We start from the raw sequence: 26,085 nt of genomic DNA, 5'->3' as shown, positions 1-26,085 counted from the left end.
AAGAGCGTCACGCGCCCTGCGGCGCATGACGCGTAGCCGGCTCAGTGGCAGAGCTTGGCTTTGTAGTCCGACGCAAAATTGTCGGCGGTGATGTATTCCGGGTCGGTGAAGGATTGAACCGGCAGCTTCGTTCCATCCTTGATCGAGGCCAAGAGAATCTTCACCGCAAGCGCGCCGTGATTTTCCGAATTGAGCCACATCGTCCCACGGAATGCCGAGGGCTTTCCTGATCCGAAGGCGTCGCAGGCGCGGCTCCCGTCGATGCCTATCCCCATGCCCTGGTCTGCGGTATAGCCGGCATTCTCCAGTGCTCGCGCACCACCCAGCACGCCATCATCGTTGCATGAGTAGAATATCCAGTTCGTGACGCTGGGATTGGCCGTCAATGTGGTGGTCATCACGTCGATGGCGTTGACCATCGTGTTGTCGTAGGGAACGCGCACGATATTCCCGGGCTTGAAATCGGGCACCGCCTTCAGGAACGCTTCCTCCGCGCCCTTGTTGCGCTGCATGCAGGTGTCGGCCTTGCGGTCCTCGATCGAGGCGATGCGCACCTCTTTGCCCGCCCAGCCGTCGGCCTTGTAGAGCTTGGCGAGCTCTTCGCCCACCCGCGCACCGATGTTGTAGGCATTCATGCCGACATAGGGGACCTGTGTGCCATCCTGATAGTAGATATCGTCGTCGACCGCCACCAAAGGAATTTTTGCGGCCTTTGCTTTCTCCGCGATGACCGGTCCCAGCGCCTTGTCGGGGACGACGATGGCGATGCCTTTCACACCATCGCCGACCATCGTATCGAAGGTCGTGATCGTCAAATTGGCGTCGAACTGGACGTCCTGCGACACGAACGCGGCCCCCGCCGCCTCAGCCGCTTTCCTGGCGCCACCAACTTCGGCGACAAACCATGGATGGTCACCCATCTTGTTGATGTAGCCGATCTTGATTTCGTCTGCGCTTGCTGCGCCACTCATCAGTCCGGCAGCCAGTACTGCAAATGTCGCCAAAGCCTTTGTTGTGGTTTTCATGAAGATCCTCCCTGAGCTCTTTGGTGGTTGCTAGTCGTGGTAGAGAACCGAGCGCCCACCATCGATGGTGATCGTCTCGGCATTTATGAACGGCGCTTCGTCCGAAGCGAGGAAAACCGCCGTCATTGCAACCTCGTCCGGCCGGCCAATACGCTTGGGCGGATGGAGGTCGTAGGCTCGCCGCTTCTCCTCGGCGGGGTTCGGGAATGTGTTCCAGTAGGCGTCCGCGATCGGCGTCTCGATATAGCCGGGGGCGATCGCGTTCACCCGGATACCGCGTGCGGCGTATTCGATGGCCAGCGAACGGGTCAGGCCCAAAAGTGCATGCTTGGCGACCGGATACGGGAACGTATGGGGAATGATCTGGAAGGCGTGACAGCTCGCTATGTTGACGATGGACCCCGAGCCCTTCGCCAACATCGTCGGCAAAACCGCCTTGGCGCAGAACCACGCGGCCTGGAGGTCGAGCTTGAGGCAGCGCTCCCATTCCTCATCCGGCATCATCAATGGTTCGTAGAAGACGTTGGCACCGGCATTGTTGACCAGAATGTCGACGCCGCCATAGGCCGTGATCGTCCGCGCGACCATGTCCGCGACTGCGGATGCGTCGGTGACGTCAGTCTCGACGAACAGAGCGTCCGCGCCTTGTGCCAGCAGTTCGTCGGCGATCGCTTTCCCGCTTGCCGCATTCAGTTCGGCAATAACGGTCTTTGCCCCATGCATCGCAAAGGCGCGGGCGGTGGCGGCACCAATGCCCTGGCCCGCTCCCGTGACGATTGCGATCTTTCCTTGCAGCCGGCCTGCCATCGCATTCACCAGTCGACCACGGTGCCGTCCGGCATGACGGCATTACGGGCATGCAGCACTTCCTGCTTGAAGGGGTGGCGCGCGATCACGTCCTCATTGACGGTAACGCCAAGGCCCGGCAGTTCGGGCAGATCCCAGCGACCTGGTTTACGCTGAATTGGCCAGGTGACGACGTCGTCGTACCAGGCGACGGCACCGGACATCTCCTCCTGAATGACAACGTTCGGCGTCGATATGCCGAAATGAAGAGCAGCCACACCGGCGATCGGACCAAGCGGGTTGTGCGGCGCAAGGCCGATGCCCGCGGTTTCCGCCATGGCCGCGATCTTCTTCGTCTCGAGCAGACCGCCAGTGTGGCAAATATCAGGCTGGGCAATGTTGAAGGCGCGGGCTGCGATCGAGTGCGTAAATTCGCGGCGCCCGATCAGCCGCTCGCCGGAAGCGATCGGCACGGCCGATCGCGCCGTGATATGCGCCAGTCCGGCAACATCTTCGGGTGGAACGGGTTCTTCCGCGAACATGATGCGGGCCGGCTCGATTGCCTTGAGGTAGTCCATCGCCGCGTTAACCGATGCAGGGCGTCCGTGGAAATCGACCATGATGTCGATATCCGGGCCTACCGCCTCGCGAAGTGAGCCAACCATGTTGGCAACGGAATCGACTGCCTTGGCGGGCGATACGTAGTGGGTGTAGGGAACGCAGACGACCTTGACCGCATCGTAGCCTGCTTGCGTCACGATGCGTCCGCGTTCCACGATGGCATCCGCGGATCCGGTCTCATAGACCGCCTTCATGTCCCCGAGGCCGAGATGCGTGTAGGTGCGCAGATAATCGCGGACCTGACCGCCCAGAAGGCGCCAGACGGGGACGCCCAATGACTTGCCCAAGATGTCCCAGAGCGCGATCTCGATGCCGCTGACGGCAGACATTCCCTCGACGCCAAGACGCCAAAAGCCGTGGCGCGTAAGTATCTGGTAGCACTGCTCCACGTTGCGCGGATCTTGCCCGACGAGCAGGGCCTCAAGATCCTGAAGCGCCCCAACGACGGCTCTGGTCTTCCATTCCAGTGTCGCCTCACCCCAGCCAAATAGCCCGGGCTCGTCGGTTTCGACGCGAACGAAGACCCAGTTGCGCATTTCCGCATTGCAGACGCGCGCCTTGATGGCCGTGATTTTCATCGGTCCTCCCAGACCTGCCGTCTTTTTTGAGGGCAATATGTATGATTTATTACAGATAATATGGACGAGTCAAGCGCAACGTCGCTGTGGACCAAGGCCACGCCTCGATGTTCAGCTCGCAACCATCATGTCCTCGCCGCCCATCCAACGCAGGCATCAGCAGCTCACTCAGCTTGCCTGATCAGTATTCGCCAACGTCGATGACAGCCTGGGCAAAGGCTTGCGGGGCTTCTTGAGGCAAGTTGCGGCCGATACCGCCGGTGATGATCCGGTGCGTGTATCTGTCCGAGAATTTCTTGGCGTAGGAACTGCTGTCCGAATGGGGTGCGCCATTGGCATCGCCCTCAGGGTAATGGTCGGCACTGTGATCACGGGAGCTTCGGCCAGCCGGTTTTCCAGAACGTCATACTCCGGCTCGCCATGTACCAGGCCGAGCCTCCAGCGGTAATTGTGTATGACGATGCTGACGTGATCCGGGTTATCCAGGGCTGCGGCGCTACGCTCGAAGATGTCATCGTCGAAATTCCACTGCGGCGAAGCGAGTTGCCAGATGGGTTTGGCGAAATCGCGCGTGTATTTCTCGTAGCCGGCGCGGCCGCGATCCGTGGCGAAGTAATGAAGTAATACTGATACCACCATTGGCGCTTTGTCTCCGGTGGCAGCGGCACCCTGCCGACCTGTTGATTTCCTATGAGATAGCCGCTCACCGAGACGGTCGCCTTGCAACGCTCAGGCCAGAGCGCGGCAACGACACTGGCCGTTCGAGCGCCCCAGTTGCAGCCGGCGATCGTGGCCTTTTCGATCCCCAGTGCATCCATCAGGGCGATCGCAGCCGCGGCGAGCGCCGACTGCTGGCCGTTGCGTATCGTGTCGTCGGACAGGAAGCGCGTAGTGCCGTAGCCGCGCAGGTAGGGCACAATCACGCGGTAACCCGTTGCGGCAAGCTGGGGAGCGACGTCGGTGTAGGTGTGAATGTCATAAGGCCAGCCATGAAGCAGGATCACTGGAGCACCTTCGGCAGGCCCCAGCTCCGCATATCCGACGCTCAGTTTTCCGCATTGACCTGTCTGAGCGAGCCGAATGATTCCGGCCTGGCTTGCGTCGCGGACGCCCTCGCCTCAACCACCAAGTGGCTGCCGGCGCGCTCAAGCCGAGTTCGGTGGCGGCGAACGTCATTGCTGTCGCACCGACAATGCGCCGGCGGCGATGATCAACCGTGTCGGGGGCCTTACTCGCATTCATGATGAAGCCTCTATGACGACCAACGAGCGGGAACGACCAGACTCGCCCGCCTCATCGGCCGACAAGAAATATTGCGCTTATTTCGATGGTGACTGCCGCGAATCCAGTATTGCAACCACTCGGCCAGGGGGCAGTGCGGCGAGCTCTGACGGAATGTCCGTAAGGTCCAGCGTTTCCTCGATTTCCCTTCGGAGAAATTCGAGATGTAGGCCGTCCCCGCGCTTGGAAGCGGCAGGATGTAGCATCCGCAGAAACGGCAGCATGAGAATGACTCCTGATCTTCTGTTGGGGCGAGAGAATATGTTGCGTCTGATCTTATGCTCGGGCCACCCCGGCTTCAGACAAGGCCCTCACGATCCATTGCGACGCGCACAGCCGGTCGGGCAGCCATTCGGGCGCGGAGCGCTTGCAAAGGCACGGGAACAGGGACGTGGAAGCGGGCCGCCCAAAGCAGCATCACGAAAAGATAAAAATCCGCGACGCTGGGTTTGTCGCCGAACAGATAGTCGGTCTTGAGCCCGTCTGCGAAGAACTCGAGTTGGCTCGTAATCGTCGCGCTCGCCTTGGCCTTTCAGCATCGCTGCTTTGGTGCCACATCGGCTTGAAGCTTCGATGTATTTCAGTCGAGACATAGGTCAGCGCTTCGAGAACGCGCGTACGGCCCAACGGCCCTTCCACTCCCAGTGCCGGATATCGCGACGCGAGCCAATCGAGGACGGCGATGTTTTCCGTCAGCGTTTCGCCGCTATCCAGCACGAGGGCTGGAACATACCCCTTGCGCGTCACGGTGGTGAAATCATCCCCCGAGGCCGTCCGCTTGGTTTTGAGATTGACGGTTTCGCGCGCGAAGGATGCACCAGCCTCCTCCAGCGCGATGTGGTCCGCAAGGCTGCACGCGAGAGGGCTGTAGTAGAGTTTCACCGCTTTTCCCTTTTCTGAACCCGATTGAATCGCGCTGGTCGTCGTCGGGCGGAAAACCTGCCACGCGAGACAACCGCTCCAAGAACTCGCACTTGGCGGGGACGACGACTACGACACCGACAGCTAGACATGCCTATGCCGAGGTATGGTCGGGCTGAAGTTTGGGATCGCCGTGCGCAATGCCGGGGCATATCGGTTATCTGGAGGAATCCAGAACCTTCCATGATGGCATCATCGCCAGCCCGGCCAGTCCTTCGCTCAGGAAATCCTAAACGAAAGTATTGGACGCGCGTGCCGTTGGCACGATGGCTCACACCCGGCCACGGCCGGCATATTCGGCGCGGCATGAGCACATTTCGGCGGCTGGTTCTGCCCATGCCACGGTTCCGTATACGACACCGCCGGCCGCATCCGGAAGGGGCCGGCACCCGAGAACATGGCGGTACCGGTGTTCCAATTCGTTTCCGACACCAAGATCCGTATCGGCTGAGGCAGGGGCATTTCGATGAGCGGCGACAAATACTCGACCTATACGCCCAAAACGAGAATCGAACGTTGGCTCGACGCCCGCCTGCCGCTGCCGCGGCTGGTCTATGACAGCTTCATCGTCTATCCCGTCCCGCGCAACTTGAACTACGCCTATACGTTCGGCGGCATCCTCACGATGATGCTGGTTTCACAGATCCTGACCGGTATCGTGCTGGCGATGCATTACGCTCCTGATACGGGGCTGGCCTTCAATTCGGTCGAGAAGATCATGCGCGACGTGAATTCGGGCTGGCTGCTGCGCTATCTCCATTCCAACGGCGCGTCGTTCTTCTTCATTGCCGTCTACATCCATATCTGCCGCGGGCTCTACTATGGTTCGTACAAGGCGCCGCGTGAACTGCTGTGGGTGCTCGGTTGCACCAACCTCCTGCTGATGATGGCGACGGCCTTCATGGGCTACGTGCTGCCTTGGGGACAGATGTCGTTCTGGGGCGCTACTGTCATCACCAACTTCTTCACGGCCATTCCGCTGGTTGGCGACTGGCTCCAGCAGCTTTTGCTCGGCGGCTTCGCGGTCGACAATCCGACGCTGAACCGCTTCTTTGCGCTGCATTACCTGCTGCCATTTGTGCTTGCGGGCGTGGTGACCTTGCATATCTGGGCGCTTCACGTCGTCGGCCAGAACAATCCGACCGGCATCGAGGTCAAATCGAAAACCGATGTCGTGGACTTCACGCCCTATGCCACCGTCAAAGATGCCTTCGGCATCCTCGTGTTCCTGTTCTTCTTCGCCTACTTCGTCTTCTACTTGCCGAACTATCTCGGCCATCCCGACAACAACAGCATCGCCAATCCGCTGAAGACGCCGGCCCACATCGTGCCGGAATGGTACTTCCTGCCGTTTTACGCGATCCTGCGGGCCATCACGTTCAATATCGGGCCGATCGATTCCAAGCTCGGCGGCGTGCTCGCGATGTTCGGCTCGATCGCGGTGCTGTTCCTGGTGCCGTGGCTCGACACCTCGAAGGTGCGCTCGGCAGTCTATCGCCCCTGGTACAGGGTGCTCTTCTGGCTGTTCGTTGCCAATGCCCTCTTTCTCGGCTGGCTCGGCTCCCGGCCGGCGGAAGGCGCATACGTCGTGATGTCCCAACTGGCGACGCTTTACTATTTCGCGTTCTTCATCATCGCCATGCCGGTGCTCGGGCTGATCGAAAAGCCGCGACGGCTGCCGAATTCGATCACCGAAGCAGTGCTCGAAAAAGGCAAGGCCAGGGGCAGAGGCCCGATCGCCGGGCCGGAGACCAAACGTTGAACTGGGCATTGCGGTGATTGTTCATGAACTGGTGGAACTCTCCTCTGGTCTACATCGTGTTGCTCGGCCTCGCCGGGATCGTCGTTTGGTCTCTCATCCCCAGACGCTTCGCCAATGCGAAGCTGGTCGTCCAACTCGCCTTTTTCGTCGCGATGTCGGCCATGGTTCTCCACCTGCGCGTCGTGCCGTACGAGGCCGCAGGGGACAACGAGACAACCGGAGGAGCGATCCTCATCGGCTCGGTCAAGCTGCTCTGGTGGGTTCACCTTGCCTGGGCGCTGATCGGATTTGTCCGTATCTATCTCGTCTTTGAGCGAAAGCCGCGCGAGGCACGTCTCCTGCAGGACGTCGTGGTCGGCATCGTCTATGCTGGAATGTTCCTGTCGATCCTGGCGTTCGTCTTTGCAGTGCCGGTCGGAACGCTCATTGCCACGTCGGGCGTGTTTGCCGTCATCCTGGGACTGGCGCTCCAGAATACGCTTGGTGACGTATTCTCGGGGATCGCGCTTAACCTCGGCCGCCCTTACGTGCTTGGAAACTGGATCATTCTGGGCGACGGAACCGAAGGCCGCGTTGTCGAGACCAACTGGCGGTCGACCCAACTCCTGACCCCGACCCACAATGTCGTCGCGCTGCCAAACAGCCTTCTCGCCAAGATCGGGGTAACAAATTTAAGTGGTCCGGACGAGAGCCATGGACTTGCCGTCACCGTCAAGGTGGCGCCAACGAAGACGCCGGCGATCATCGTAGATCTCATGCGCACTGTCTTGCTGAGCTGCAATTCAATCCTCCAGGACCCTTCGCCTTCGGTTACCATCAGAAGCCTGGATGCCGCAGCTATCGAGATCGAGTTGTCGTTTCGCGTCGCAAGTATTGACCAGCGAAGTGCCGCTCAGAACGACATCTTCGATCTCATTTATCGCCATTCAAAGTCGACCGGCATGCTGCTGGCGCAGCCACTTTCGGGCTCGATTGCCATGACCAACCGGCCGAGCGACGAGACGGCAGCCTCGCAAGGCTTCACCCCGATCGAGCTTATCAATTCCATACCGGTGTTCTCGGCACTGACGGGTACCGAGCAGGAGTCGCTCGCCAAAGCGGCCTCGGTTCACACCTACCATAAGGGCGAGATCATCGCACGACAGGGAGAGATGCTGCCGTCGCTCATGATCGTACGGACGGGCGTCATCGTCCGGCAAATTGGCGAGGACGACGATCAACTGCAGGAGATCGGCCGGCTTGCACCTGGCGATTTCTTCGGCGAGACCGGCCTGCTCGCCGGCATTGGCGAGATGTCGAGTTTGCGGGCAATGACCCCTGTCACGGTCTACGAGATAGACCAGGAAAGCTTTGCACCGCTGCTGCGCGACCGGCCCGAAATGGCCGAAGATCTTGCCGCGATCCTGTCGATGAGGGTGTCGGCTTCTAATGAAAGCGGCATCGCGGGAGAGCATCACACGAGCTCCAAATTCGCGCTCCTCAAAGCCATTCAGACGGTCTTTCGAGCCGCTCCGTTCAAGCGCGTTCGAGCACCTGGCTGACAAGGCATGCAGAAGGACAGAGATCCATGACCATCCGCCAAAGCGATATCACAGGCATCGATCCAGCCGGCTATCCTTGATTTTGCGGACGGACTGAAGGTAGGGCGCGTATTGCCCTCCTTGAATCGCCTCATGATCGGGCCCTTCGTCCTGTTCGACCATTTCGGCCCCGCTATATTCGACGCAGGTCACGGTTTCGAAATGGCACCGCATGATAAGGCAGCGGATGGTGACCTCTGCGCCGCGACGGCTTTACGCCGCTGGCACGAGCAGACCACTACGACATCAAGTAGAGATCGTTCATCGTTTCCTCGTCGAGCAAACCGTCGAACCAGACGTCGAAGATTGTCTCGAGCAGGAACTCCTCGTTGCTTGCTTCGGAAAACAGCGTGAGGGACGCGTGCAACTTCTTCGCATCAACCTCACCGAAGACAGCGCGAGCGCTCAGGCCGGAGAGCCGTTGCAGGGTGCCAACGCATTCCCGATAACGGCCTCCGAGGATCGGAAATGAGAGATAGGCGCTGGCTTCGTCGAGCGATGTGATTGCATATGGCTCAGGCGCTGCACCACTTCGCCTTGTGGCCAACCTTGGGAAAATGAACTCCATGTAGGGAGTGCACATCATCCCTCGACGTAGAATGGCCAGCGCGTCGTCGTAAACCGGAACCTGTGCGCTGACGAACCTCTGCAGATCATACTCGTCAGGCATTTGATAGATCCTTGGGAAACCCTCAACATTCGTGCCCATGACTAGCCGCCGACGACATCTGCATAGTCCGGGTGCTTGGCGAAAAAACGGCTCATGAAGGGACATTTCAAGATCGCTTTACGGCCGGTTTTGCGGAGCAGTTCGAAGGTCCCTTGGGCCAATTGCGACGCGATCCCTTGTCCGGAAAATTCCGACGGGACTTCGGTGTGTATCAGCGCAACCTTCCCGCCCTCGAGCCGATAATAGGCCGCCGCAAACATATCGCCGGCGATCGGCAGCTCGAAACGGTGCTGTTGGACGTTTTCGACGACTTCTGCATCCATCTTTATCTCTCGATTGTATGTCACGTTTGTCACCGGAGGCAGATTGGCGGGCCGCTATCGCATCGCAGGCAACCGCAGAGTGACGGTCGTGCCTGCTCCAAGTGTGCTCTGAATATCGATGCTTCCGCCTGATTGCTCGGCAAAGTGCTTCACCATCGGCAAACCGACGCCGCCGAGGCCTTCGCTTTTGGTGGTGAAGAACGGATCGAAGGCGCAGACCATCGTCTCGCTGGTCATCCCGATACCGTTGTCCGCGACACGGATATCTACCTGACTGGCGGCAGAGTTTTCAGAGGCCACGCCGGCATCGATCGAGATGAAACCGCCGTCAGGCATTGCATCGCGCGCGTTGAACAGAAGATTCAGAACCGCATTTTTGCAATCCAAAGCGATCGCATCGCACCAAAGGCAGGTCGGACCCGACCCGAAGCTCAAGACCGAAATTGGCGTCCAAGGCGCTCCGTACGAGGGTCTCGATCTCAGCCAGGCAAGCACCTACGTTTGTGTATTCGATTTCAGCGTGGCTCTCTCGGGCCAGGCTGATGGTTTGCCGGACAAGGCCCCCGGCCCGTTCCAAAGCCGTTTTGGCGCCGGCTATTACAGGCCCGAGCGCCGGAGCCGCTTGGACGCTCGGATCGCGGGCCAGGTGGTTCAACGCCGACGAGGCGACCTGAATGAGATTGCCCAGGTCATGGACGATGCCGGTCGTCGACATTTGCACGGACATACCACTTCCAGGGCCATCGGGCGGGCCGTCGAAGACATCTTCTTTTATGTCCGGACGAAACATTGCATTCCCCGCTGGCTAAGTCGTCACCTATTTGCTTCAATACGCTATAATTTGCGACCTTTATTTTCTACTATATCTAAGAAGACGCCGATGCATACTTCCGTATATTCAATCGCGAGACCATGCTCTATTGCTAGCCGATCCCGCTGATGTAGTTGGCAAGCAGCCGTTCCTGCAGTTCCTCTTGTTTAAAGAGCGCCTTCATCGCATCACGGATATTTAGGACGCCTAGCGGTTTCGAGTCAGCCCCGAGCACCGGCACATTCTGCAGGCCTTGCGCGGCCATGGTCTGCCAGACTGAATGAAGATCATCATCGGGACCACAGGACACGATGGACCGGCTCATCAATGCCGCAATCGGCGCTTCTGTTGGCCCTGAATTGGCCAGATGGCGGACAAGGTCGGACTTGCTCAGCACGCCTGCCGCCTCCCCACTGCCGTGGCACACCACGACCAGGCCTATTGCGGGCCTGGAAAGTGAGAGTGCCGCACTGCGGAGTGGAGCGTCGACATCGACCACCATAAGACGGGCCGATATTACTGGATGCAGACTGTCAATGCGCATGACAACCTCCTGAGAGCGCCTCGCGGCCGCGGCCGGGAGGCTGAGATCGGTTCCAGTGTTGGTCGCCGAGCTCGGCGACTTTGCCGGGCGGCTCAGAATGGCGCACAAACAAGCGCCATTCTGACCCATTCCAAAGATTAGCTCAGCGCTGCTTTGCTCAGGCCAAACTTCGCATCGCCCGAGCCCGGGACGGGTTTGAAGCCGATGTTCAGACGGTTCCAAGAGTTGACCGCGATGACAACGAAGGTCAGATCGGAGATTTCCTTCTCGGAAAGCTGCGACCTGACCCGATCGTAGATCTCGTCCGGGACACCCTGCTCGGGCAACTTCGTCAAGACTTCCGTCCATGCCAAGGCTGCACGCTCGCGAGGAACGAACAAGGTCGAATCCCGCCAGGCTGCCAGGTGGTAAAGACGCAGTTCGCGCTCGCTATGAATCTTCGCCTGTTTGACGTGCATATCGAGGCAGAAGGTGCACCCGTTCAGCTGCGCGGCCCGGACGGCAACAAGGTCGCGGATTGGCTCTTCGATCGACCCCTCTCGCGTCGCTCCAAGAAATTCGATAAATTTCTTCAGAAGTTCGGGCGACTGCTCGGTATAACTCGCGCGTTGGGCGGCGGCTTTTCCCTTCGGAGCGACCGGTGACGCTGCAATATTCATTACTCTATCTCCTTGAGGTGTTTGCAATCCATTGCCGCGTAAGGATGACCGGTGAGCCAAATTGTTGCTATCGTGCCCGATGATATGTACTGCCATTCATTAGGTCGGGGCGCCTAAACCGAAGTATAGGAGGTGGAAATTGGCACCTGACCGCTGCCCTCGGCAATTCGCTTTGGCGCAGGCATGCGACAGGCGCACGGCGTTTGGGTCACTTGAAGGGCGAGGCTGAACCGACCGGTGTCGATTGAACCTGGATCGAAACTGCGTTCACTCTTCGAAGGGAGCGTTCATCACAAGATCAACTGCCGAAGTCGCCTTGTAGCCTGAAACAAAGCGCTCGCCGAAGTCCCGGGCAAAGTTGTCGTAGGTGGTTTCCGGCCTGACCTCGGCGATATGGCAAAAGCATCGCGTCATCCGCCGCTTCATCCCGAGGCGCGGAAATTCGCCAACGATCTTTGCAATCTCGGCTGACGAAACGAGGCTGTATTGCAAGCCGACGACATCGAGGCAGATGCCGGCTGTGCACAGCGCCACCTCAGCCTCCTTGTAGAGGCCGATCGACGGCGTCGAGTTGAGGGCGACGCTGTCCCAGATCAATTGGGCGCGCCGCTCGTCGAAGCCGCCTTCCCGAACGAAGGTGCGGGCAAGATCGGCGCCTTCCACTTCGAAACGGCGCGGCCCGGCGAAGTCCTCATTGAGCGTGATGTCATGCAACAGGGTTGCAACGGCAACAACCTCCGCGTCGTGCTGGATATTCTGAATCTGTCCGATCCGGGCCGCGAAAAGCCAGGATCGGACAACGTGGTTGAACAAGTAGGGTTCACATCGCTGGCGGGCATGTTCGATCGCTCGGCCAACAAGCGGTGTATCGGGGACCGAAATCCCCGCAAGTGTGCGGCTGGCGATCGAATTCATGTCACTGACCGTCCTTTCGCATACGATGGTCCGGGGCCGCGATTTCATTTCGCGTTCGTCGTCAGTTCCGTCTCGCTGGTGTCAACGACGAAAATAGCAAGCAGACGAGCGCCTTCCGTCTTGCTGGCGTTTTCGCTGACGGCATGACGGTCGCCCGGGAATTCGGAGAAACTCTCGCCGGCGCGATAAGTCTTCACCGGCCCATCGTTGACCTGGCTTCGGATCGCCCCCTCCAGAACCGTGGCATAGATGAACGCGGATTTGGGATGGGTATGGGCCGGCGACGTACCCCCCGGCGCGTACTCGACGAGCACGGCCTTCATGCTCTTGCCGGGCACGTTTGGAAGGGCCTGGTCGTAGACAAGCTTCACGCTGGCGGCGTCATTGGCCATTGCTGCGGTGACGGAAGCGACGGTGAGCGCGGCGCAGAGAAGTGTTCTGATCATGTCTGGTCTCCTTGTTGTGAGAATGACCTATCCGATGATTGCTTATTTCGGTGGCGTGTATCGGCTGAGCCAATCATCGAAACGCACGGCGCCGATGCGCGCATTCTCGCCGGGCACCAGCGTTCGGTCGTCGATTGCCACTTGGCCGTAGTAGAGCGCGCCGGGATCCGGGACGACTTTGCGCGGGTCGTTGGTGGCCTTCAGGAAGCGCTCGACAAGTTCGCTCATGCGAACACGCTCCGGGCCGGCAATTTCGATCATGCCGTTCAACGGCGCGGCAAGCGCGACGTCCGCCATCGCATCGGCAACATTATCAGCCGCCATGGGTTGGAAGTAGGCCGGCGACATATGAATGGTATCCCCGACGGCGCCCGTGTTTGCGATGGCGGCGGTGAATTCGAAGAACTGAGTGGCGTGAACGATGGTGTAAGGAATTCCGGATTCCCTGATCAGCTTTTCCTGAAGCAACTTGCCGCGGAAATAGCCCATGCCCTGCAGCCGGTCGGTACCGACGACCGACAGCGCCACGTGATGACGGACGCCGGCGGCCGTTTCGGCGGCAAAAAGATTACGCCCGGATGCCCCGAAGAACTCCAGGGCAGCCTTTTCCTCGAACGACGGCGAGTTCGCCAGGTCGACGACGACCTGCGCACCGGCAAGCGCGGACGCCAGACCCTCTCCCGTAACGGTGTTGACGCCCGAATTCGGCGACGCCGCAAGCACGTCGTGTCCTTTATTTCGCAGTCTCTCCACGGTCTTTGAACCGATCAGCCCGGTTCCGCCGATGACGACGATCTTCATGTCTGGTCTCCTGGTGTTGCGTGTTTGTTTTCGTTGCTCGATCGGATGCAGGCGCTTCCAGCCTGCTACTGACTGACCGATGCAGCAGCATCCTCGATGAGTGACGTGACCTCGTCGGGATGCGAAACCATGAGCGCGTGGGACGCACCCTCGATGACGACGGTCTTTACCGCGTGCGCACGCTTGGCCATGAAGCTCATGACGGCTGCCGGGATGTTGCGGTCATCCGAGCCGTAGATCATGTAGGACGGCAGCGTCTTCCATGAGGCGACGCCCGAGGCTTCAGCCAGAGCCGCCTGAGCAACGGGACGTTGAGTGGCAGCCATCAGCAAAGTCTGCTCTTGCGGAACGTCGGCGGCGAACTGGGCGCGGAACTTGGCCGGCTCGATGAAGAGGTCTTGCCCGCCGTCCGGCAACGCTACCGGAGCGAGCGCGCTCCCCAAGGTGCTGCCGGGAAACATGCTGGACAACGTAAGGCTCGATTCGCCGGTATCCGGCGCGAAACCCGCCACGTAGACCAACGCCTTTACATTGGGATTGCCATTGGCGGCCTCGGTGATGACAGGCCCGCCGTAGGAATGCCCCACCAGCACGACCGGCCCGGAAACCGACCGGACGATGGCTGAGACTGCTTTCGCATCGCTGGCAACGCCGCGGAGCGGATTAGCTGCGGCTATCGCTACATAACCGTCTTTGCTGAGCTTGGTGATGACTGCGTCCCAGCTCGACGATTCCGCGAAGGCACCGTGCACCAGTACGATCGTCGGCTTGGGCTGAGAATTGGCGGCCTGCGCCATCCCGCCGCCCGATGCGGCCAGCGCTGCGGTGAGCGCCAGGGCTCGAGTTATGTTTCGCATTTGCTTTCTCCCATGTGGCCTGTGGTGACCAATGCTCAAGAGAATGCGCCGACGCAGCCCGCCAATCTATTGTGCGGAAGGGTCTGTCATACAATGCCAAGGTGCAGGGTAGGTCACCGGGGAGATCAGGTGCCTGCAGCATAATTGAGGTCTCTGTGCCGGGTGTGCATTGTCGGCGGACGCCGGAACAGACACTGAGGGCGCGCGGCCGGAGAGCTGTGTTTGCAAGACGCCGCGCTGCCGCCGTGGCGCGAACCTGGCGAGCCGACTTTCTCTCTTGCGCGTCGATCCCTGCAATGCGACTTGCTATTTACGTGGCTCAATTTGCGCCACGTCGACAAAATGTGTCGCCTCCGACCCATTTGGCGCGACTCGTGCGGCAGCTTCCCAAAAATTTTTCGTGAGGAAGACCGATTGCTCAGCCGAAACCGGCGGTCTATTGGCGCGATCTCGCAGTCACGGCTCAGAGCACTGCCATCCCGCCATCCACCCGCAGATTGATGCCCGTGATGAAACTGCTCGCGTCCGAGGCAAGGAACAGGGCGGCTTTTGCCAGCTCGTCCGGCTGCCCCATCCGGCCCAGGGGTATTGCCTCCGCCGTCGCCTTTTCAAACAGCCCGCGCTGCTCAAACGGTATGCCTAGCTTATCGAGAATAGCCGTATCCACCGGACCTGGGCTGAGCACGTTGACCCGGATGCCGCGAGACTTCAGCTCGATCGCCCAAGCGCGCGCAAAGGCATTTATGGCCGCCTTCGAGCCCGCGTATACAGCATGACCGTCCAGAACCTTCTCGCTGGCGAGCGAGCCTGTGAGGATGATTGCGCCGCCGTTCCGCATGATCGGAATCAGCTTCTGGACGCCGAAGAAGACGCCTCGCGTGTTAACGGCAAATTGCGCATCATATTCTGCCTCGGAGACGTCGGCCGAGTGCGTGATGGTGTTTATGCCGGCGTTCGCCATATAGATGTCGAGCGCCCCGAACCTCTGGCGGATCTGCTGCACTACCTCGTCATGGTGCGACACGTCGGCCACATTTCCCTGAATGCCCAGCGCGCCTGCCCCGATCTGTGCGACCGCTTCCTCGACCGCCTGCCGCCGGCGGCCGGTAATGACGACTTGCGCGCCCTCGGCCGCAAAGATTTTTGCAGCCGATAGTCCAATCCCGCTGTTTCCGCCGGTGACCACCGCGATCTTGCCTGAGAGTGCGCCCATGTCGTTCCTGCCTTCGAAAAATTGTGCCGGTGCTGCTGCGATCGTCGCAACTGCTGGCCAAGAAAATTTCACGCCGAATTGAGACCGCCAAAATGAGCGGCAATCGCAAACGGCTGCCGATTGATAAACTCCCGGCGATTAGCCAGTTTGACGTCCTCGAGAGCGCTTTGGCCTTCAAGGCGCGGCGCCGACCCCCGACAGCGCGACGTAGTGTCGAACGCCAGCGATCGCCTCCGCGCTGCACAGGCGCAGTTGCCCGAATGGCAGCCCTGTCGCAGCATATGTTTGCCGCCTTTGCCAGCGCTCCAACTCGATGGCGCAGTGGTTCGGTTCCACAATCCGAGACATGAGCCGACAGAACCGGCATTCAGGCCACCGCTCGGCTATGCGAGCGCACAAGGTTCGACCTGGCGCGCCACCCGAAATGCAGTTCAGGGTGCGCGAAATATTGCCAAAGGTGGTCATCGGCGGCTCCAAGGAAGTGCGGACAACATGCGGTCGTGTCTGAGGGCGTACTATCCTTTGATGAAGGCGAGCAGGTCAGCATTGACCTGATCCTGGTGCGTGGCCGTGATCCCGTGGGGCGCGCCGGGGTAGTAGATATCCTTTGCGCCTTTGATCAGTCGGGCCGACTTGACTGCCGAGTCCTTGACGGGGACGATCTGGTCGTCCTCGCCATGCAGGACCAGGGTTGGTACGTCGAACTTTTTGAGGTCCTCGGTAAAATCGGTCTCGGAGAACGCCTTGACGCTTTCGTACGCGTTGACGAGACCCGCCTGCATGCTCCAGAGCCAGAACTGATCCAGAGTCCCCTGGGAAACCTTGGCGCCCGGCCTGTTCGCGCCATAAAACAACGGTGCGAGGTCCCGGTAGTACTGCGAACGATCCTTGACGAGGCCAGCCCTTATGCCGTCGAATACCTCGATCGGCAGGCCTTCCGGATTGGCCGGCGTCTTCACCATGATCGGCGGAACAGCGGCGATAAGAACAGCCTTGGCCACCCGCTTCGTCCCGTGCCGTCCGATATAGCGAGCAACCTCGCCTCCTCCGGTGGAATGGCCGACCAGCGTGGCGTCCCGGAGATCCAGCGCCTCGATCACGGCTGCAAGATCGTCCGCATAGCCGTTCATGTCGTTGCCGGACGTCGCCTGGCTCGATCGGCCGTGGCCGCGCCGGTCATGCGCAACGACGCGAAAGCCGTTATGGGCAAGAAACAGCATCTGGCCGTCCCAGGCGTCGGAATTCAGCGGCCAGCCGTGCGAAAATGTGACGACAGGACCCTTGCCCCAATCCTTGTAGTAGATTTCGGTGCCGTCCTTGGTCGTGATGGTGCTCATCGTCTTGGTTCCTTTGATGGAGGGGGAAGAGGAAAGCTTTTGTTTTCGGCTCGCGGCCGAAACAGCGCGAGGCAGTCCGGCGGCTACCGTAGAGATCAGGCCTGCCAACAAGACATCGCGGCGAGATCCGCCGACGGAGAAAAGTCCGTCTTTGTTCATCATGTCCATCCATGTGCTTTGAACATCCTGCTCACCATCACGACCGTCGAGTCGGCCTGAGCAGTCGCGTTCGGGGAGGAGCGAGCGAGGAGCGGTAGAAACGCGACGGTCGTGATGGCTTGCGAGGAACAGGATGCACCGATCCGGGCCGTGAACCTATTCTACCGAAGCATCTGTCATACGATGCCAAGGTGCAGGGCAGGCACGCCGAGGATAGGGGCGGGCTAAGGCAAGCTCTTATAGACACACGTCAATTTAGGCTTGGGTAGCGGCGCGGGGACCGATGCGGCATGGCCGGCGTCAGTTGTTTGCATGGAATGTTGCGAGTTTGTCGGTCAGGCTGGGCCGCCAAGGAGCGCCGCTCAATGGTAACCGATGTTGGCGCGGGCCTTGCCGCGAAACACCCAACAGGACCACCGATGTACATCCGGATCACCCGCATCAGCACGAGCGTACCGACAGCAGGAAGGCCTGGGCGCGCAGAGGTAGCAATTTCCCGCAGCCTGAAGCAGCCGGGCGCGCCGGGCGATCCTATTGGATGGGGCATGGATGGGCTTGTGCCAAATTCTAGGCCTGGCGCATCGGCGCGGGCAGCGTTTCCCATGTCCTGATCAGCTCACCGATGGAAGCGGCCTCCATCTTGCGCATGACATTGCCGCGATGCAGCTTGACCGTCACTTCACTGATGCCGAGGTCGAAGGCGATCTGCTTGTTGAGGCGTCCGCGCGCCACTTCTCGCAGAACCTCGCGCTCGCGCGGCGTCAGCGTTTCGACCCGCTCTACATTGCGCTTGACGATCACCGCATCCGCCCGCCGCTTGGCGTCCACCGCAATGCCCGTGATCACCGCGTCAAGCAGGGTCTGATCCCGCACCGGCTTGGTGAGAAAGTCCACGGCGCCGGCCTTCATCGCTTGGACAGTCATCGGGATATCGCCATGTCCGGTCAGGAAGATGATGGGTTTGGGGTTGCCGTTTTTCGCAAGATGATGCTGCAGATCGAGACCGCTCGTCCCTGGCATGCGCACGTCGAGGATCAAGCAGCCGGGACCTTCCAACACATCGGCGTCAAGCAATTCGCGGGTCGAGGTAAAGCTGACCGGCAGGAAACCCGCCGACAGGATCAATTCCGACAGCGCCTCCCGAACAGAGGCATCATCATCAACAATAATGACCAGCGGCTGCTCGGCTTCAGCCCTCCGCTGCTGTGATGACGGCGTCGATCTCCGTAATGGCAATTGGTCAACTGTCATGTTTAGGCTCCGTTTTTGGGTTGCGTAAAGCATCGCCGATCGCCGCAAGCAGGGCCTGGCCATCGAAGGGCTTGCAGAAAAGCCCGCCAATGCCCTTGGCGCGGTGCTGATCCACTATCTCGTGGCGACCGGTGATCAGGAACACAGGCAGGTCCGGACGCGCCTTCTTGACCAGGTCACGAAGTTCAAAGCCGTCCATGCCGGGCATCCCGATGTCGGTGATGAGCATGTCCAATCCAGACAGGCCGCTGACCAGCAATGCCCCCGGCGACGAGAAGCTGCGGGCCACATAGCCGGCGGACTCCAAGAGGTCCTCCAGCGACTCGAGCAGTCTTGGGTCATCGTCGACAATCGCAACGACAGGCCTCCGCTTGCTCACCCTCAGCTCCCCCCTGCCCGGCGCGAGTGCGTGATCGGTATTCCCAATCGCTCGGCGATGCGCACTAGGTCGGCGAGCGACGCCGCGATCATCTTCTGCATGACGTTCCTTCTATGAATTTCCAGCGTAACTTCGCTGATCCCTAGTTCAGCGGCGGCCTGCTTGTTGAGCAGGCCGCTGACCACCAGCGGCAGCACCTCACGTTCGCGCGGCGTCAACTCAAGATAACGTTGCTTCAACACGCCCAGCTCGGCGCGCTCCGATCGCTGTACCCGATCCTGGGCAATCGCCGCATGGATTGCGGCCATGAGGTCTGCATCGCTGAAGGGCTTGGTCAGGAAATCCACGGCGCCGTGCTTGATCGCACGCACCGAGGACGGGATATCGCCATGTCCTGTCAGGAAAACGATCGGCGGATGATCGCCCTCGGCAATCTGTCGCTGCAGATCGAGGCCGTTAATATCCGGCAACTCGATATCGAGGATGAGGCAGGCAGGGACGTCCGGCTTGTCAGCGCGGATATAATCGCCCGCCGATCCGAACGCTGTGGCACGCAGGCCATGTGCGGCCAGCAGTTCACTAAGCGCCTCCCGGATGCGTTCATCGTCATCTACGATAAAGACAATTTGGCCGTCCGTCGTCATGACGCCGCTTCCATTTCAACCGGCAACGTGAAGATAAACGTCGCTCCACGTGGTTCGTTCTTCTCGACCCATAGACGCCCGCTGTGCGACTCGATGATCGAACGGCAGATCGCCAGTCCCATGCCCATCCCTTGCTCTTTCGTGGTAAAGAACGGTTCGAATATCCGGTCGGGAAACTCGACGCCCCGGCCGCGATCTCTGACTTCGGCCTGGACAACATCCCCGATATGGCGCACGCGGATGCTGATAACTCCGTCATCCGCACCAGAGTCCATCGCCTCGATGCCGTTGCGAATGAGATTGACCAGAACCTGCTGGATCTGGACGCGATCGAGCGCGACTAGCGGAACGTCGCTTTCGACATCAACGCTGATGCGAACGCCCCGCCGCATCGCTTCCTCGGTCACGAGGTCGCGTGCCTCTGCGATGACACTGCTGAGCGCGGCATTGGTCCTCGTCTCGGTGGATTGCTTGAACAGCGCGCGGATGCGGCCGACGACGTCCGCCGCCGAATTGGCGTCCCGGATAATGCGCTCGGCCGTAATCTTCGCGCGTTCGACGTTCGGCGGGACGGCGCCCAGCCAACGGTGGCATGCATGGGAATTGGCGACGATCGCGGCCAGCGGCTGATTCACCTCGTGCGCGATCGAAGCGGAAAGCTCGGCGAGACTTGCAGCCTGAGTGGCTTGCGCGAGTTTGTCGGAGGCTTGTCGCAGCGCTTCCCGCGCGCGCACCTCTTCGTCGATGTCGAGGGAAACCCCGTACCATTGCACAACCGCCCCGTCTTCATCACGCCGCGGCTCGACCCTGCACTCCGCCCAGCGATAGCCGTCTGTTTCGCGCCAACGAAACCGCATCGCGGAACCGCCGCCTGTTTCGAAACAAGTCAGCAACGTGCGCAGCACCTCGGGAGCATCTTCGGGATGAACCAGTTCTTGCAGCAATTCCTCGATGCGCGGCTCTCCGAGTGTTTCGACATTGGCGATGACGGCGCGGAAATGGTCTTGGTATCGCTTGTTGAAGTAGACCGGCCCGCCGGTCGGCACCGCGCTCCAAATGCGGACCGGCACAGCGTCGATCATCTGCTGAAGCTGCAATTCGCTCCGCCGCAGCGCCTCTTCGGCTTGCATCTGATCGTCTATGTCGTGACAGAGGCCGTACCACTGCACGATCAGGCCAGCGTGATCGCGCATCGGCTCTGCCCGGCTCGACATCCAGTGATAGACGCCATCGGCGCGGCGCAGGCGATACCTCATGGAGAAGCGCTCGCCGGTAGCAAGACAGTGACTGAGCGTGTCGCCGAATGCTGCTGCGTCGTCCGGATGGACGGTGGCCGCTATCATCGCCGCCAGCCGGCCGATGCCCTGTTTGTCCAAATCCGTTACGTCAAGGCCGAGAAAGTCGACCATTCGCTTGTTGAAAAAGGTCGGCTCGCCGTCCGGCGTCAGGCGCCAAACGTGGCTCGGAACCATGTCGACAAGCTGCGAGAGCTCCCGCTCCCGGTCGCGCAATGCCTCCTGCGCGCGCACCTCATCGTCGATGTCGATGCTGGCCGTGTACCATTGGACGATCGCTCCACTCTGGTTCCGCAGCGGCTCGGCGCGGCCCTCCCTCCAGCGGTAGACACCGTCAGCGCGACGCAGGCGATACCGTATGGGATAGGGTTCGCCGGTGGCGAGTGAGCGGCTGAGCCATTCTCTCATCCTGGGTCCATCGTCGGGATGGACGGCTGCCGCGACTACGGTCGCCAGGCGGCTCGTGCCCGGCTTGTCCCAGCCCGCGATGTCGTTGAGGCCGATATAGTCTGTCGTGCGCTTGCTGAAGAAGGTTGGTTCGCCGTTGGGCGCCATGCGGGCAATGTGAGCGGGGATCATTTCGACCAGCAACGAGAGTTCTCGCTCCCGCTCCCGCAAGGTCTCCACACTTTGGCGCAAAGTGAGCACCGCCGCCTGATGCTGCCTGGAAATGGCGGCCACGACGAGCGCCGAAAATGCAGAGATGCCCAGAAAAAGCTGCAGCATGATCTGGTTGTGCTTCTGGGACTCGGGATCGCCGGCAAATTGGCTGGCGCCGGATATCGTGAATACTGCCGTGATCAGAGCGAGAACGGTCAATGCTACGGCGGCGCCTCGGAACTCAAAGCGCACCGCGGCCCAAAGAAGAGGCGGCATGATGATGTAGGCGAACGGCAGATAGCCGCTCAAGGAAAGGGCGGCGATCCCAAGAAAGATCAGCCCTAGGACGCAAGCTTCCATCCACCGCGCTGCCGAGAGCTGCGCCTTGCCGCGCCAGTTCTGGAACACGACCAGCGCCAGTGGCGCTACGATCAGGACTCCCGTCGCGTCTCCGATCCACCACAGCGGCCAAGCCGTCGCAAAGCTTTGCGATTGTATGCCAAACCACGCAAGCGCCGCACTTCCGACCGTGGCGCTTGCAACCGGCGCAACTCCAGCGGCCAGTACGACGAATGCGAGGACGTCCCGCAACGTTTCCAGCCGAACTGGGCGCTTGCAGGTCTGGTTCACAAGCCATGCGCCGGTCACCGCTTCAAGAGCGTTGCCGGCAAAGATCAGGAAGGCCGCGGGCAGCGGAGTGTGGAACCACAAGAAGTTGCTGAACAGTTCTGCCACACAGGCCCCCAGCACCCACCACGGCCAGCTATACCTGGAGGCGAAGACAAGCGTAGCGATGAAAAGCCCGCTCGGAGGCCAAATGGAAATCCCTGTTCCAGGTATGATTGCGAGCGACTGGGCGAAGCCGCAGCCCAGGACATAGGCCGTAATAAAAAGCCCCAGATGCAAGAATTGAGGACGGTGCGACCAGACGCGCGACAACCTGCCTCTTTCAAGATCGCTGATCATGTTGCCGCGAATCAGGCCCGGTTCATTCGTCGCGAAAGGTCGGCCACTTCCCGGTCCGGATCGGTCCAACTCATGCGTTAACGCGAGCGTTGCGTTGGAATCGGTCTCGCCAAGTGAGTTGGGCGCTATCGTCATCGGGTGCCCCTGACGGACAAACAAAATCTGGAGATTGTCGGCGCTTCGTGTAGCACTTGTTCTTGATAGCTGGACTGGGCTGACGGACTCACGTCGCCACCCTAATCCCGCCACGCCCCAACCGCACCTCATGGAAATCCATGCATTGCACGGGGCGGCGGCGCCCCTTCACCGAGAGCCGAAAAACCAAGCGCTTACTGAGCGCCGCCGGTGGCCGAGGTGTCGCCCGACTTATTGCGCAGCTTTCGCTTCAACCGGGAGAGTGAAGATGAATGTCGCCCCACGCGGCACGCTATTTTCCACCCAAAGGCGTCCGCCGTGAGACTCAATGATCGAACGGGAGATCGCGAGCCCCATGCCCATCCCGTTCCCTTTCGTTGTAAAGAACGGCTCGAATATCTTGTTAGGACGTTCGATACCCGGGCCTCGGTCGCTGACCTCGGTCTGGATCGTGTCCTCTATCCGGTGCACGCGCATCCCAAGAACCTTGTCGCCCGCGGTGGTGTCCATCGCCTCCATGCCGTTGCGAATGAGGTTGACCAGGACCTGCTGGATCTGGACGCGATCGAACGCAACCAGCGGAAGGTTGCTTTCGACGTCGATGTCCATGCGAACGCGACGCCGCATGGCTTCCTCGGCCATAAGGTCACGGGCTTCCGCAACGACGCTGGGGATCGGCGTACTGGTTCTCATTTCAAGCGAAGGTCTGAACAAGGCACGGATGCGGCTGACGACATCCGCCGCCGAATTGGCGTCGCGGATGATGCGCTCGGCCGTGATCTTCGCGCGCTCGACGTTCGGGGGCTCGGCGGACAGCCAACGGTGGCATGCGTTCGAGTTGGCGACGATGGCGGCCAGCGGCTGGTTCACCTCATGAGCGATGGATGCGGAGAGTTCGGCAAGGCTCGCCGCCTGACTCGCACGCGCCAGTCTCTCTTGTGCCAGTCGAAGCTCCTCTTGTGTCCGCACCTCATTTTCGATGTCGAGGCAGATAACGTTCCATTGCACTATGGCGCCTTCGGCATTGCGCATCGGCGCGGCACGCGTCTCGACCCAGCGATATTCACCATCGAAGCGCCGCAGACGGTGCCGTCGCGCATACGGCTCGCCTGTGGACAGACAATGGGCATATCTTTCTTTGACGCCTGTCAGGTCGTCGGGATGAACACCGGCGTCGAGTGTGCCAGCCAGCCGCGACTTTCCCGCTTCGTCCAATTCCTCAAGATTGTATCCGAGGAATTCGCGGAGCTGCTGGCTGCGGTATATCGGTTCGCCATCTGGCGCGGCGCAATCGATCATTGCCGGCAGCGTTTCAACGAGCTGCCAGAGAGCGCGTTCTCTCTCGCGCAGCGCCGCTTCGACGCGCAGCTGATCGTCGATGTCGTGCGTAAGACCGTACCACTGGACAATGCGTCCGCCGTGATCCCGCAGCGGCTCGGCGCGGCCCTCCATCCAACGATAAACGCCATCGGCACGGCGTAGGCGATACCTCATGAAGAAGCGCTCGCCGGTGGCAAAGCAGCTGTCGAGTGCTTCCTTCAGGCTGGCTGCATCGTCGGGATGGACGACGGTGGCAATGAAGGCCGCCAGCAGGCTCATGTCCGGTTTTTCCGCGTCCGCTATGTCCAGGCCGAGAAAATCTATCAGGCGCTTGTTGAAGAAGGTCGGCTCACCGTTGGGAGACAGCCGCCAGAGGTAGCTCGGAACCATGTTGACGAGTTGCGAGAGCTCTCGTTCCCGGTCGTGCAACGCCGCTTGCGTGGTCACCAGGTCATGGATGTCGACGCTCACACCGTACCATTGGAGAATGCTGCCATCTTCGTCGCGCAGCGGCTCGGCGCGAGTCTCGGTCCAGCGATAGCCGCCGTCGGCCCGCCGTTGGCGATATCTCTGAACGTAAGGCACGCCCGTTGCGAATGAATGGCGGATCGCCTGCCGTGCGGTGTCGATATCGTCTGGGTGGATGACGCTCAGCGACGGCGAGCCGTCCGGGGCCGTGATGTCATGGAGCGTGGCCCCGGTTACATCGGTGAACCGCTTGTTGACGTAGGATGGCGTCCCTTCCGGTGTCGTACTCCAGATCAAAGCGGGCACGGTGTCGATAAGCTGCTGAAGGCGCCGCTCACTTTTGCGCAACGCCGCCTGCGCGCGCACCTCATCGTCGATGTCGAGAGAAACCCCGTACCACTGCACGACCGTTCCGTCGTCATCGCGCCGCGGCTCGACCCTGCACTCAGCCCAGCGATAGGTGCCGTCTTTTTCGCGCCAGCGAAACCGCATCGCGGAGCCGCCGCCAGTTTCGAAACAACTCAGCAACGTGCGCTGCACCTCGGGAGCATCTTCGGGATGAATCACCTCGTACAGCAACGTTTCGATTCCCGGCTCGCCGAGCGCGTCAAAGTTGGCGATAACGGAGCGGAAATGGTCCTGGTATCGCTTGTTGAAGTAGACCGGCCCGCCGGTCGGCATCACGCTCCAGATACGGACCGGCACGGCGTCGATCATGTGCCGAAGTTGTTGCTCGCTCTGCCGCAACGCCGCTTCGGCGTGCATCTGATCGTCTATATCGTGACAGAGGCCATACCACTGGACGATGCGGCCGGCGTCATCGCGCATCGGCTCCGCCCGGCTCGACATCCAGCGATAGACGCCATCGGCACGGCGCAGGCGATAGCGCATGGCGAAGCTCGCACCGGTAGCGAAGCAACCGCGGAGTGCATCGCCGAATGCTGCCGCGTCGTCCGGATGAACGGCGGCCTGTATCATCGCCGCCAGCCGGCTCATGCCCGGTCGGTCCAGATCCGCTACGTCGAGGCCAAGAAAGTCAACCATGCGCCCATTGAAGAAGATCGGCTCGCCGTCGGGATCGAGCCGCCAGATGTGACTCGGGACCATATCCACGAGCTGCGAGAGTTCCCCCTCCCGGTCGCGCAATGCTGACTCGGCCCGCTTCTGATCCTCAATGTCTATTGTCGTGCCGTACCATTGAATGATGCGCCCCTGGCTATCGCGAAAAGGTCGTCCTGAGCTTCGAAACCAGCGATAGACGCCATCGGCGCGCCGCAGACGATGCTCGGTATCGTAGGGATCGCCGGTTTCGAGGCAATGCCGCCATCTGGCGGCTACAGGATCATAATCGTCGGGATGGACAGCTCGACACCAGCTGAACTCATCGTTGTCTTCGGAGGTGTTGAGACCTTCATGCGTGTTGCCCATGAACGCCAGGGTATTTGGGCTGACATAGGTGAACCTTCCGATGGCATCGGCTGCCCACGCGTTGCCGGGCATGCTCTCGATGATTTGCAGCGCGAGCGTTGCTTCGGGGTCGATTTCGCCAAGTGAGTCGGATGCTGCTGTCATTGGCTTCTCCTGTCGGACAAAAAAGCCTGGGGAGGGTCAGCGCTTGATATAGCACTTGTTTTCAATATCTGGACAGGCGAACTCACCGCCTAAATCTAGTTCCGCCATGCCTCGGCTGCATCTCATGGAAATCCATGTATTGCGCGGAGATATCGCCGCTACGAGG

At 60.4% G+C, this 26,085-nt stretch carries 24 protein-coding genes and 2 pseudogenes; 3 read left to right on the top strand and 23 right to left on the bottom strand.

Annotation, left to right across the window (positions count from 1 at the left end; all coding sequences use genetic code 11):
* Nucleotides 1–41: 41 nt before the first annotated feature.
* From NKH42_RS05850 to NKH42_RS05825, 6 genes and pseudogenes are all read right to left on the bottom strand, one after another.
* A complete protein-coding gene (locus NKH42_RS05850) occupies nucleotides 42–1,025 on the bottom strand; it encodes a substrate-binding domain-containing protein (RefSeq protein ID WP_254818518.1) in 984 nt (327 codons plus the stop codon).
* Nucleotides 1,026–1,055: 30 nt separating this feature from the next.
* Nucleotides 1,056–1,832: an SDR family oxidoreductase gene (locus NKH42_RS05845; RefSeq protein ID WP_254818517.1), complete on the bottom strand. Its 777-nt coding sequence runs from the start codon at nucleotides 1,830–1,832 to the stop codon at nucleotides 1,056–1,058.
* A 5-nt stretch (nucleotides 1,833–1,837) separates the two neighbouring features.
* The gene (gene dgoD / locus NKH42_RS05840; RefSeq protein WP_352505161.1) at nucleotides 1,838–3,010 is read right to left on the bottom strand and encodes a galactonate dehydratase; all 1,173 of its coding nucleotides are present in this window, start codon (nucleotides 3,008–3,010) and stop codon (nucleotides 1,838–1,840) included.
* Nucleotides 3,011–3,191: 181 nt separating this feature from the next.
* Nucleotides 3,192–4,252 (bottom strand): annotated as a pseudogene (locus NKH42_RS05835) (alpha/beta fold hydrolase).
* Nucleotides 4,253–4,589: 337 nt separating this feature from the next.
* A complete protein-coding gene (locus tag NKH42_RS05830; protein ID WP_352751145.1) occupies nucleotides 4,590–4,802 on the bottom strand; it encodes a glutathione S-transferase C-terminal domain-containing protein in 213 nt (70 codons plus the stop codon).
* The gene (locus NKH42_RS05825) at nucleotides 4,709–5,173 is read right to left on the bottom strand and encodes a glutathione S-transferase family protein (RefSeq protein ID WP_352751016.1); all 465 of its coding nucleotides are present in this window, start codon (nucleotides 5,171–5,173) and stop codon (nucleotides 4,709–4,711) included. Before NKH42_RS05825 ends, NKH42_RS05830 begins: the two co-directional genes overlap by 94 nt.
* A 355-nt stretch (nucleotides 5,174–5,528) precedes the next feature.
* Between NKH42_RS05825 and NKH42_RS05820 the strand changes: the two are divergent.
* From NKH42_RS05820 to NKH42_RS05810, 3 genes and pseudogenes are all read left to right on the top strand, one after another.
* Nucleotides 5,529–5,663, top strand: a pseudogene (locus tag NKH42_RS05820) (Rieske 2Fe-2S domain-containing protein); the annotation flags it as partial.
* Nucleotides 5,664–5,678: 15 nt separating this feature from the next.
* Entirely contained in the window at nucleotides 5,679–6,974 is a 1,296-nt protein-coding gene (locus NKH42_RS05815) for a cytochrome b (RefSeq protein ID WP_352751018.1), read from the top strand.
* A 23-nt stretch (nucleotides 6,975–6,997) separates the two neighbouring features.
* Complete coding sequence (locus NKH42_RS05810; RefSeq protein ID WP_352751020.1) at nucleotides 6,998–8,515, top strand: mechanosensitive ion channel family protein; 1,518 nt, start codon at nucleotides 6,998–7,000, stop codon at nucleotides 8,513–8,515.
* Between the two features lie 277 nt (nucleotides 8,516–8,792).
* Here NKH42_RS05810 and NKH42_RS05805 read toward each other — a convergent pair whose 3' ends face one another.
* From NKH42_RS05805 to NKH42_RS05725, 17 genes are all read right to left on the bottom strand, one after another.
* A complete protein-coding gene (locus tag NKH42_RS05805) occupies nucleotides 8,793–9,224 on the bottom strand; it encodes a DUF1810 domain-containing protein (RefSeq protein ID WP_352751021.1) in 432 nt (143 codons plus the stop codon).
* A gap of 41 nt (nucleotides 9,225–9,265) precedes the next feature.
* On the bottom strand, nucleotides 9,266–9,547 hold the full coding sequence (locus tag NKH42_RS05800) for a GNAT family N-acetyltransferase (protein ID WP_352751023.1): 282 nt from the start codon (nucleotides 9,545–9,547) through the stop codon (nucleotides 9,266–9,268).
* A gap of 54 nt (nucleotides 9,548–9,601) precedes the next feature.
* Entirely contained in the window at nucleotides 9,602–9,883 is a 282-nt protein-coding gene (locus NKH42_RS05795; RefSeq protein ID WP_352751024.1) for an ATP-binding protein, read from the bottom strand.
* Complete coding sequence (locus NKH42_RS05790; RefSeq protein ID WP_352751026.1) at nucleotides 9,876–10,337, bottom strand: sensor histidine kinase; 462 nt, start codon at nucleotides 10,335–10,337, stop codon at nucleotides 9,876–9,878. Before NKH42_RS05790 ends, NKH42_RS05795 begins: the two co-directional genes overlap by 8 nt.
* Before the next feature lie 133 nt (nucleotides 10,338–10,470).
* Nucleotides 10,471–10,902, bottom strand: coding sequence for a CBS domain-containing protein (locus NKH42_RS05785; RefSeq protein ID WP_352751027.1), 432 nt, complete (start codon nucleotides 10,900–10,902; stop codon nucleotides 10,471–10,473).
* Nucleotides 10,903–11,039: 137 nt separating this feature from the next.
* Nucleotides 11,040–11,561, bottom strand: coding sequence for a carboxymuconolactone decarboxylase family protein (locus NKH42_RS05780; RefSeq protein ID WP_352751029.1), 522 nt, complete (start codon nucleotides 11,559–11,561; stop codon nucleotides 11,040–11,042).
* A 267-nt stretch (nucleotides 11,562–11,828) separates the two neighbouring features.
* Nucleotides 11,829–12,275, bottom strand: a complete 447-nt coding sequence (locus NKH42_RS05775) for a hypothetical protein (RefSeq protein ID WP_352751031.1) — start codon at nucleotides 12,273–12,275, stop codon at nucleotides 11,829–11,831.
* Nucleotides 12,276–12,520: 245 nt separating this feature from the next.
* Nucleotides 12,521–12,922: a cupin domain-containing protein gene (locus tag NKH42_RS05770; protein ID WP_352751033.1), complete on the bottom strand. Its 402-nt coding sequence runs from the start codon at nucleotides 12,920–12,922 to the stop codon at nucleotides 12,521–12,523.
* Nucleotides 12,923–12,964: 42 nt separating this feature from the next.
* Entirely contained in the window at nucleotides 12,965–13,723 is a 759-nt protein-coding gene (locus tag NKH42_RS05765) for an SDR family oxidoreductase (protein WP_352476718.1), read from the bottom strand.
* 65 nt (nucleotides 13,724–13,788) lie between these two features.
* Nucleotides 13,789–14,580, bottom strand: coding sequence for an alpha/beta fold hydrolase (locus tag NKH42_RS05760; RefSeq protein ID WP_352751035.1), 792 nt, complete (start codon nucleotides 14,578–14,580; stop codon nucleotides 13,789–13,791).
* A 463-nt stretch (nucleotides 14,581–15,043) separates the two neighbouring features.
* On the bottom strand, nucleotides 15,044–15,793 hold the full coding sequence (locus tag NKH42_RS05755) for a glucose 1-dehydrogenase (RefSeq protein ID WP_352751037.1): 750 nt from the start codon (nucleotides 15,791–15,793) through the stop codon (nucleotides 15,044–15,046).
* 515 nt (nucleotides 15,794–16,308) lie between these two features.
* On the bottom strand, nucleotides 16,309–17,289 hold the full coding sequence (locus NKH42_RS05750; protein WP_502896021.1) for an alpha/beta fold hydrolase: 981 nt from the start codon (nucleotides 17,287–17,289) through the stop codon (nucleotides 16,309–16,311).
* A 567-nt stretch (nucleotides 17,290–17,856) separates the two neighbouring features.
* Complete coding sequence (locus NKH42_RS05745) at nucleotides 17,857–18,540, bottom strand: response regulator transcription factor (RefSeq protein WP_352505448.1); 684 nt, start codon at nucleotides 18,538–18,540, stop codon at nucleotides 17,857–17,859.
* The gene (locus tag NKH42_RS05740) at nucleotides 18,530–18,919 is read right to left on the bottom strand and encodes a response regulator (RefSeq protein ID WP_254818501.1); all 390 of its coding nucleotides are present in this window, start codon (nucleotides 18,917–18,919) and stop codon (nucleotides 18,530–18,532) included. The genes NKH42_RS05745 and NKH42_RS05740 overlap by 11 nt, the downstream gene beginning before the upstream one ends.
* Before the next feature lie 2 nt (nucleotides 18,920–18,921).
* Nucleotides 18,922–19,563, bottom strand: coding sequence for a response regulator transcription factor (locus NKH42_RS05735; RefSeq protein WP_352505175.1), 642 nt, complete (start codon nucleotides 19,561–19,563; stop codon nucleotides 18,922–18,924).
* Nucleotides 19,560–22,424, bottom strand: a complete 2,865-nt coding sequence (locus tag NKH42_RS05730) for a sensor histidine kinase (RefSeq protein ID WP_502899796.1) — start codon at nucleotides 22,422–22,424, stop codon at nucleotides 19,560–19,562. Before NKH42_RS05730 ends, NKH42_RS05735 begins: the two co-directional genes overlap by 4 nt.
* Before the next feature lie 366 nt (nucleotides 22,425–22,790).
* Entirely contained in the window at nucleotides 22,791–25,919 is a 3,129-nt protein-coding gene (locus NKH42_RS05725) for a PAS domain-containing protein (RefSeq protein ID WP_352751040.1), read from the bottom strand.
* Nucleotides 25,920–26,085: the final 166 nt, after the last annotated feature.

The organism is Mesorhizobium sp. M1142 (assembly GCF_040318565.1).
In the GTDB taxonomy this organism is placed as follows: Bacteria; Pseudomonadota; Alphaproteobacteria; order Rhizobiales; family Rhizobiaceae; genus Mesorhizobium.
The sequence above is the reverse complement of the archived record's forward strand: the minus strand, read 5'-3'. Positions and strand labels throughout refer to the sequence as shown.

Coding starts and splice junctions, on each gene's coding strand:
- NKH42_RS05810 (WP_352751020.1), top strand. CDS start 6,998: ATGAACTGGTGGAACTCTCCTCTGGTCTACATCGTGTTGCTCGGCCTC.
- NKH42_RS05845 (WP_254818517.1), bottom strand. CDS start 1,832: ATGGCAGGCCGGCTGCAAGGAAAGATCGCAATCGTCACGGGAGCGGGC.
- NKH42_RS05730 (WP_502899796.1), bottom strand. CDS start 22,424: ATGATCAGCGATCTTGAAAGAGGCAGGTTGTCGCGCGTCTGGTCGCAC.
- NKH42_RS05755 (WP_352751037.1), bottom strand. CDS start 15,793: ATGGGCGCACTCTCAGGCAAGATCGCGGTGGTCACCGGCGGAAACAGC.
- NKH42_RS05760 (WP_352751035.1), bottom strand. CDS start 14,580: ATGCGAAACATAACTCGAGCCCTGGCGCTCACCGCAGCGCTGGCCGCA.
- NKH42_RS05765 (WP_352476718.1), bottom strand. CDS start 13,723: ATGAAGATCGTCGTCATCGGCGGAACCGGGCTGATCGGTTCAAAGACC.
- NKH42_RS05745 (WP_352505448.1), bottom strand. CDS start 18,540: ATGACAGTTGACCAATTGCCATTACGGAGATCGACGCCGTCATCACAG.
- NKH42_RS05785 (WP_352751027.1), bottom strand. CDS start 10,902: ATGCGCATTGACAGTCTGCATCCAGTAATATCGGCCCGTCTTATGGTG.
- NKH42_RS05850 (WP_254818518.1), bottom strand. CDS start 1,025: ATGAAAACCACAACAAAGGCTTTGGCGACATTTGCAGTACTGGCTGCC.
- NKH42_RS05750 (WP_502896021.1), bottom strand. CDS start 17,289: ATGAACAAAGACGGACTTTTCTCCGTCGGCGGATCTCGCCGCGATGTC.
- dgoD (WP_352505161.1), bottom strand. CDS start 3,010: ATGAAAATCACGGCCATCAAGGCGCGCGTCTGCAATGCGGAAATGCGC.
- NKH42_RS05770 (WP_352751033.1), bottom strand. CDS start 12,922: ATGATCAGAACACTTCTCTGCGCCGCGCTCACCGTCGCTTCCGTCACC.
- NKH42_RS05790 (WP_352751026.1), bottom strand. CDS start 10,337: ATGTTTCGTCCGGACATAAAAGAAGATGTCTTCGACGGCCCGCCCGAT.
- NKH42_RS05735 (WP_352505175.1), bottom strand. CDS start 19,563: ATGACGACGGACGGCCAAATTGTCTTTATCGTAGATGACGATGAACGC.
- NKH42_RS05795 (WP_352751024.1), bottom strand. CDS start 9,883: ATGCCTGACGGCGGTTTCATCTCGATCGATGCCGGCGTGGCCTCTGAA.
- NKH42_RS05805 (WP_352751021.1), bottom strand. CDS start 9,224: ATGCCTGACGAGTATGATCTGCAGAGGTTCGTCAGCGCACAGGTTCCG.
- NKH42_RS05800 (WP_352751023.1), bottom strand. CDS start 9,547: ATGGATGCAGAAGTCGTCGAAAACGTCCAACAGCACCGTTTCGAGCTG.
- NKH42_RS05780 (WP_352751029.1), bottom strand. CDS start 11,561: ATGAATATTGCAGCGTCACCGGTCGCTCCGAAGGGAAAAGCCGCCGCC.
- NKH42_RS05815 (WP_352751018.1), top strand. CDS start 5,679: ATGAGCGGCGACAAATACTCGACCTATACGCCCAAAACGAGAATCGAA.
- NKH42_RS05725 (WP_352751040.1), bottom strand. CDS start 25,919: ATGACAGCAGCATCCGACTCACTTGGCGAAATCGACCCCGAAGCAACG.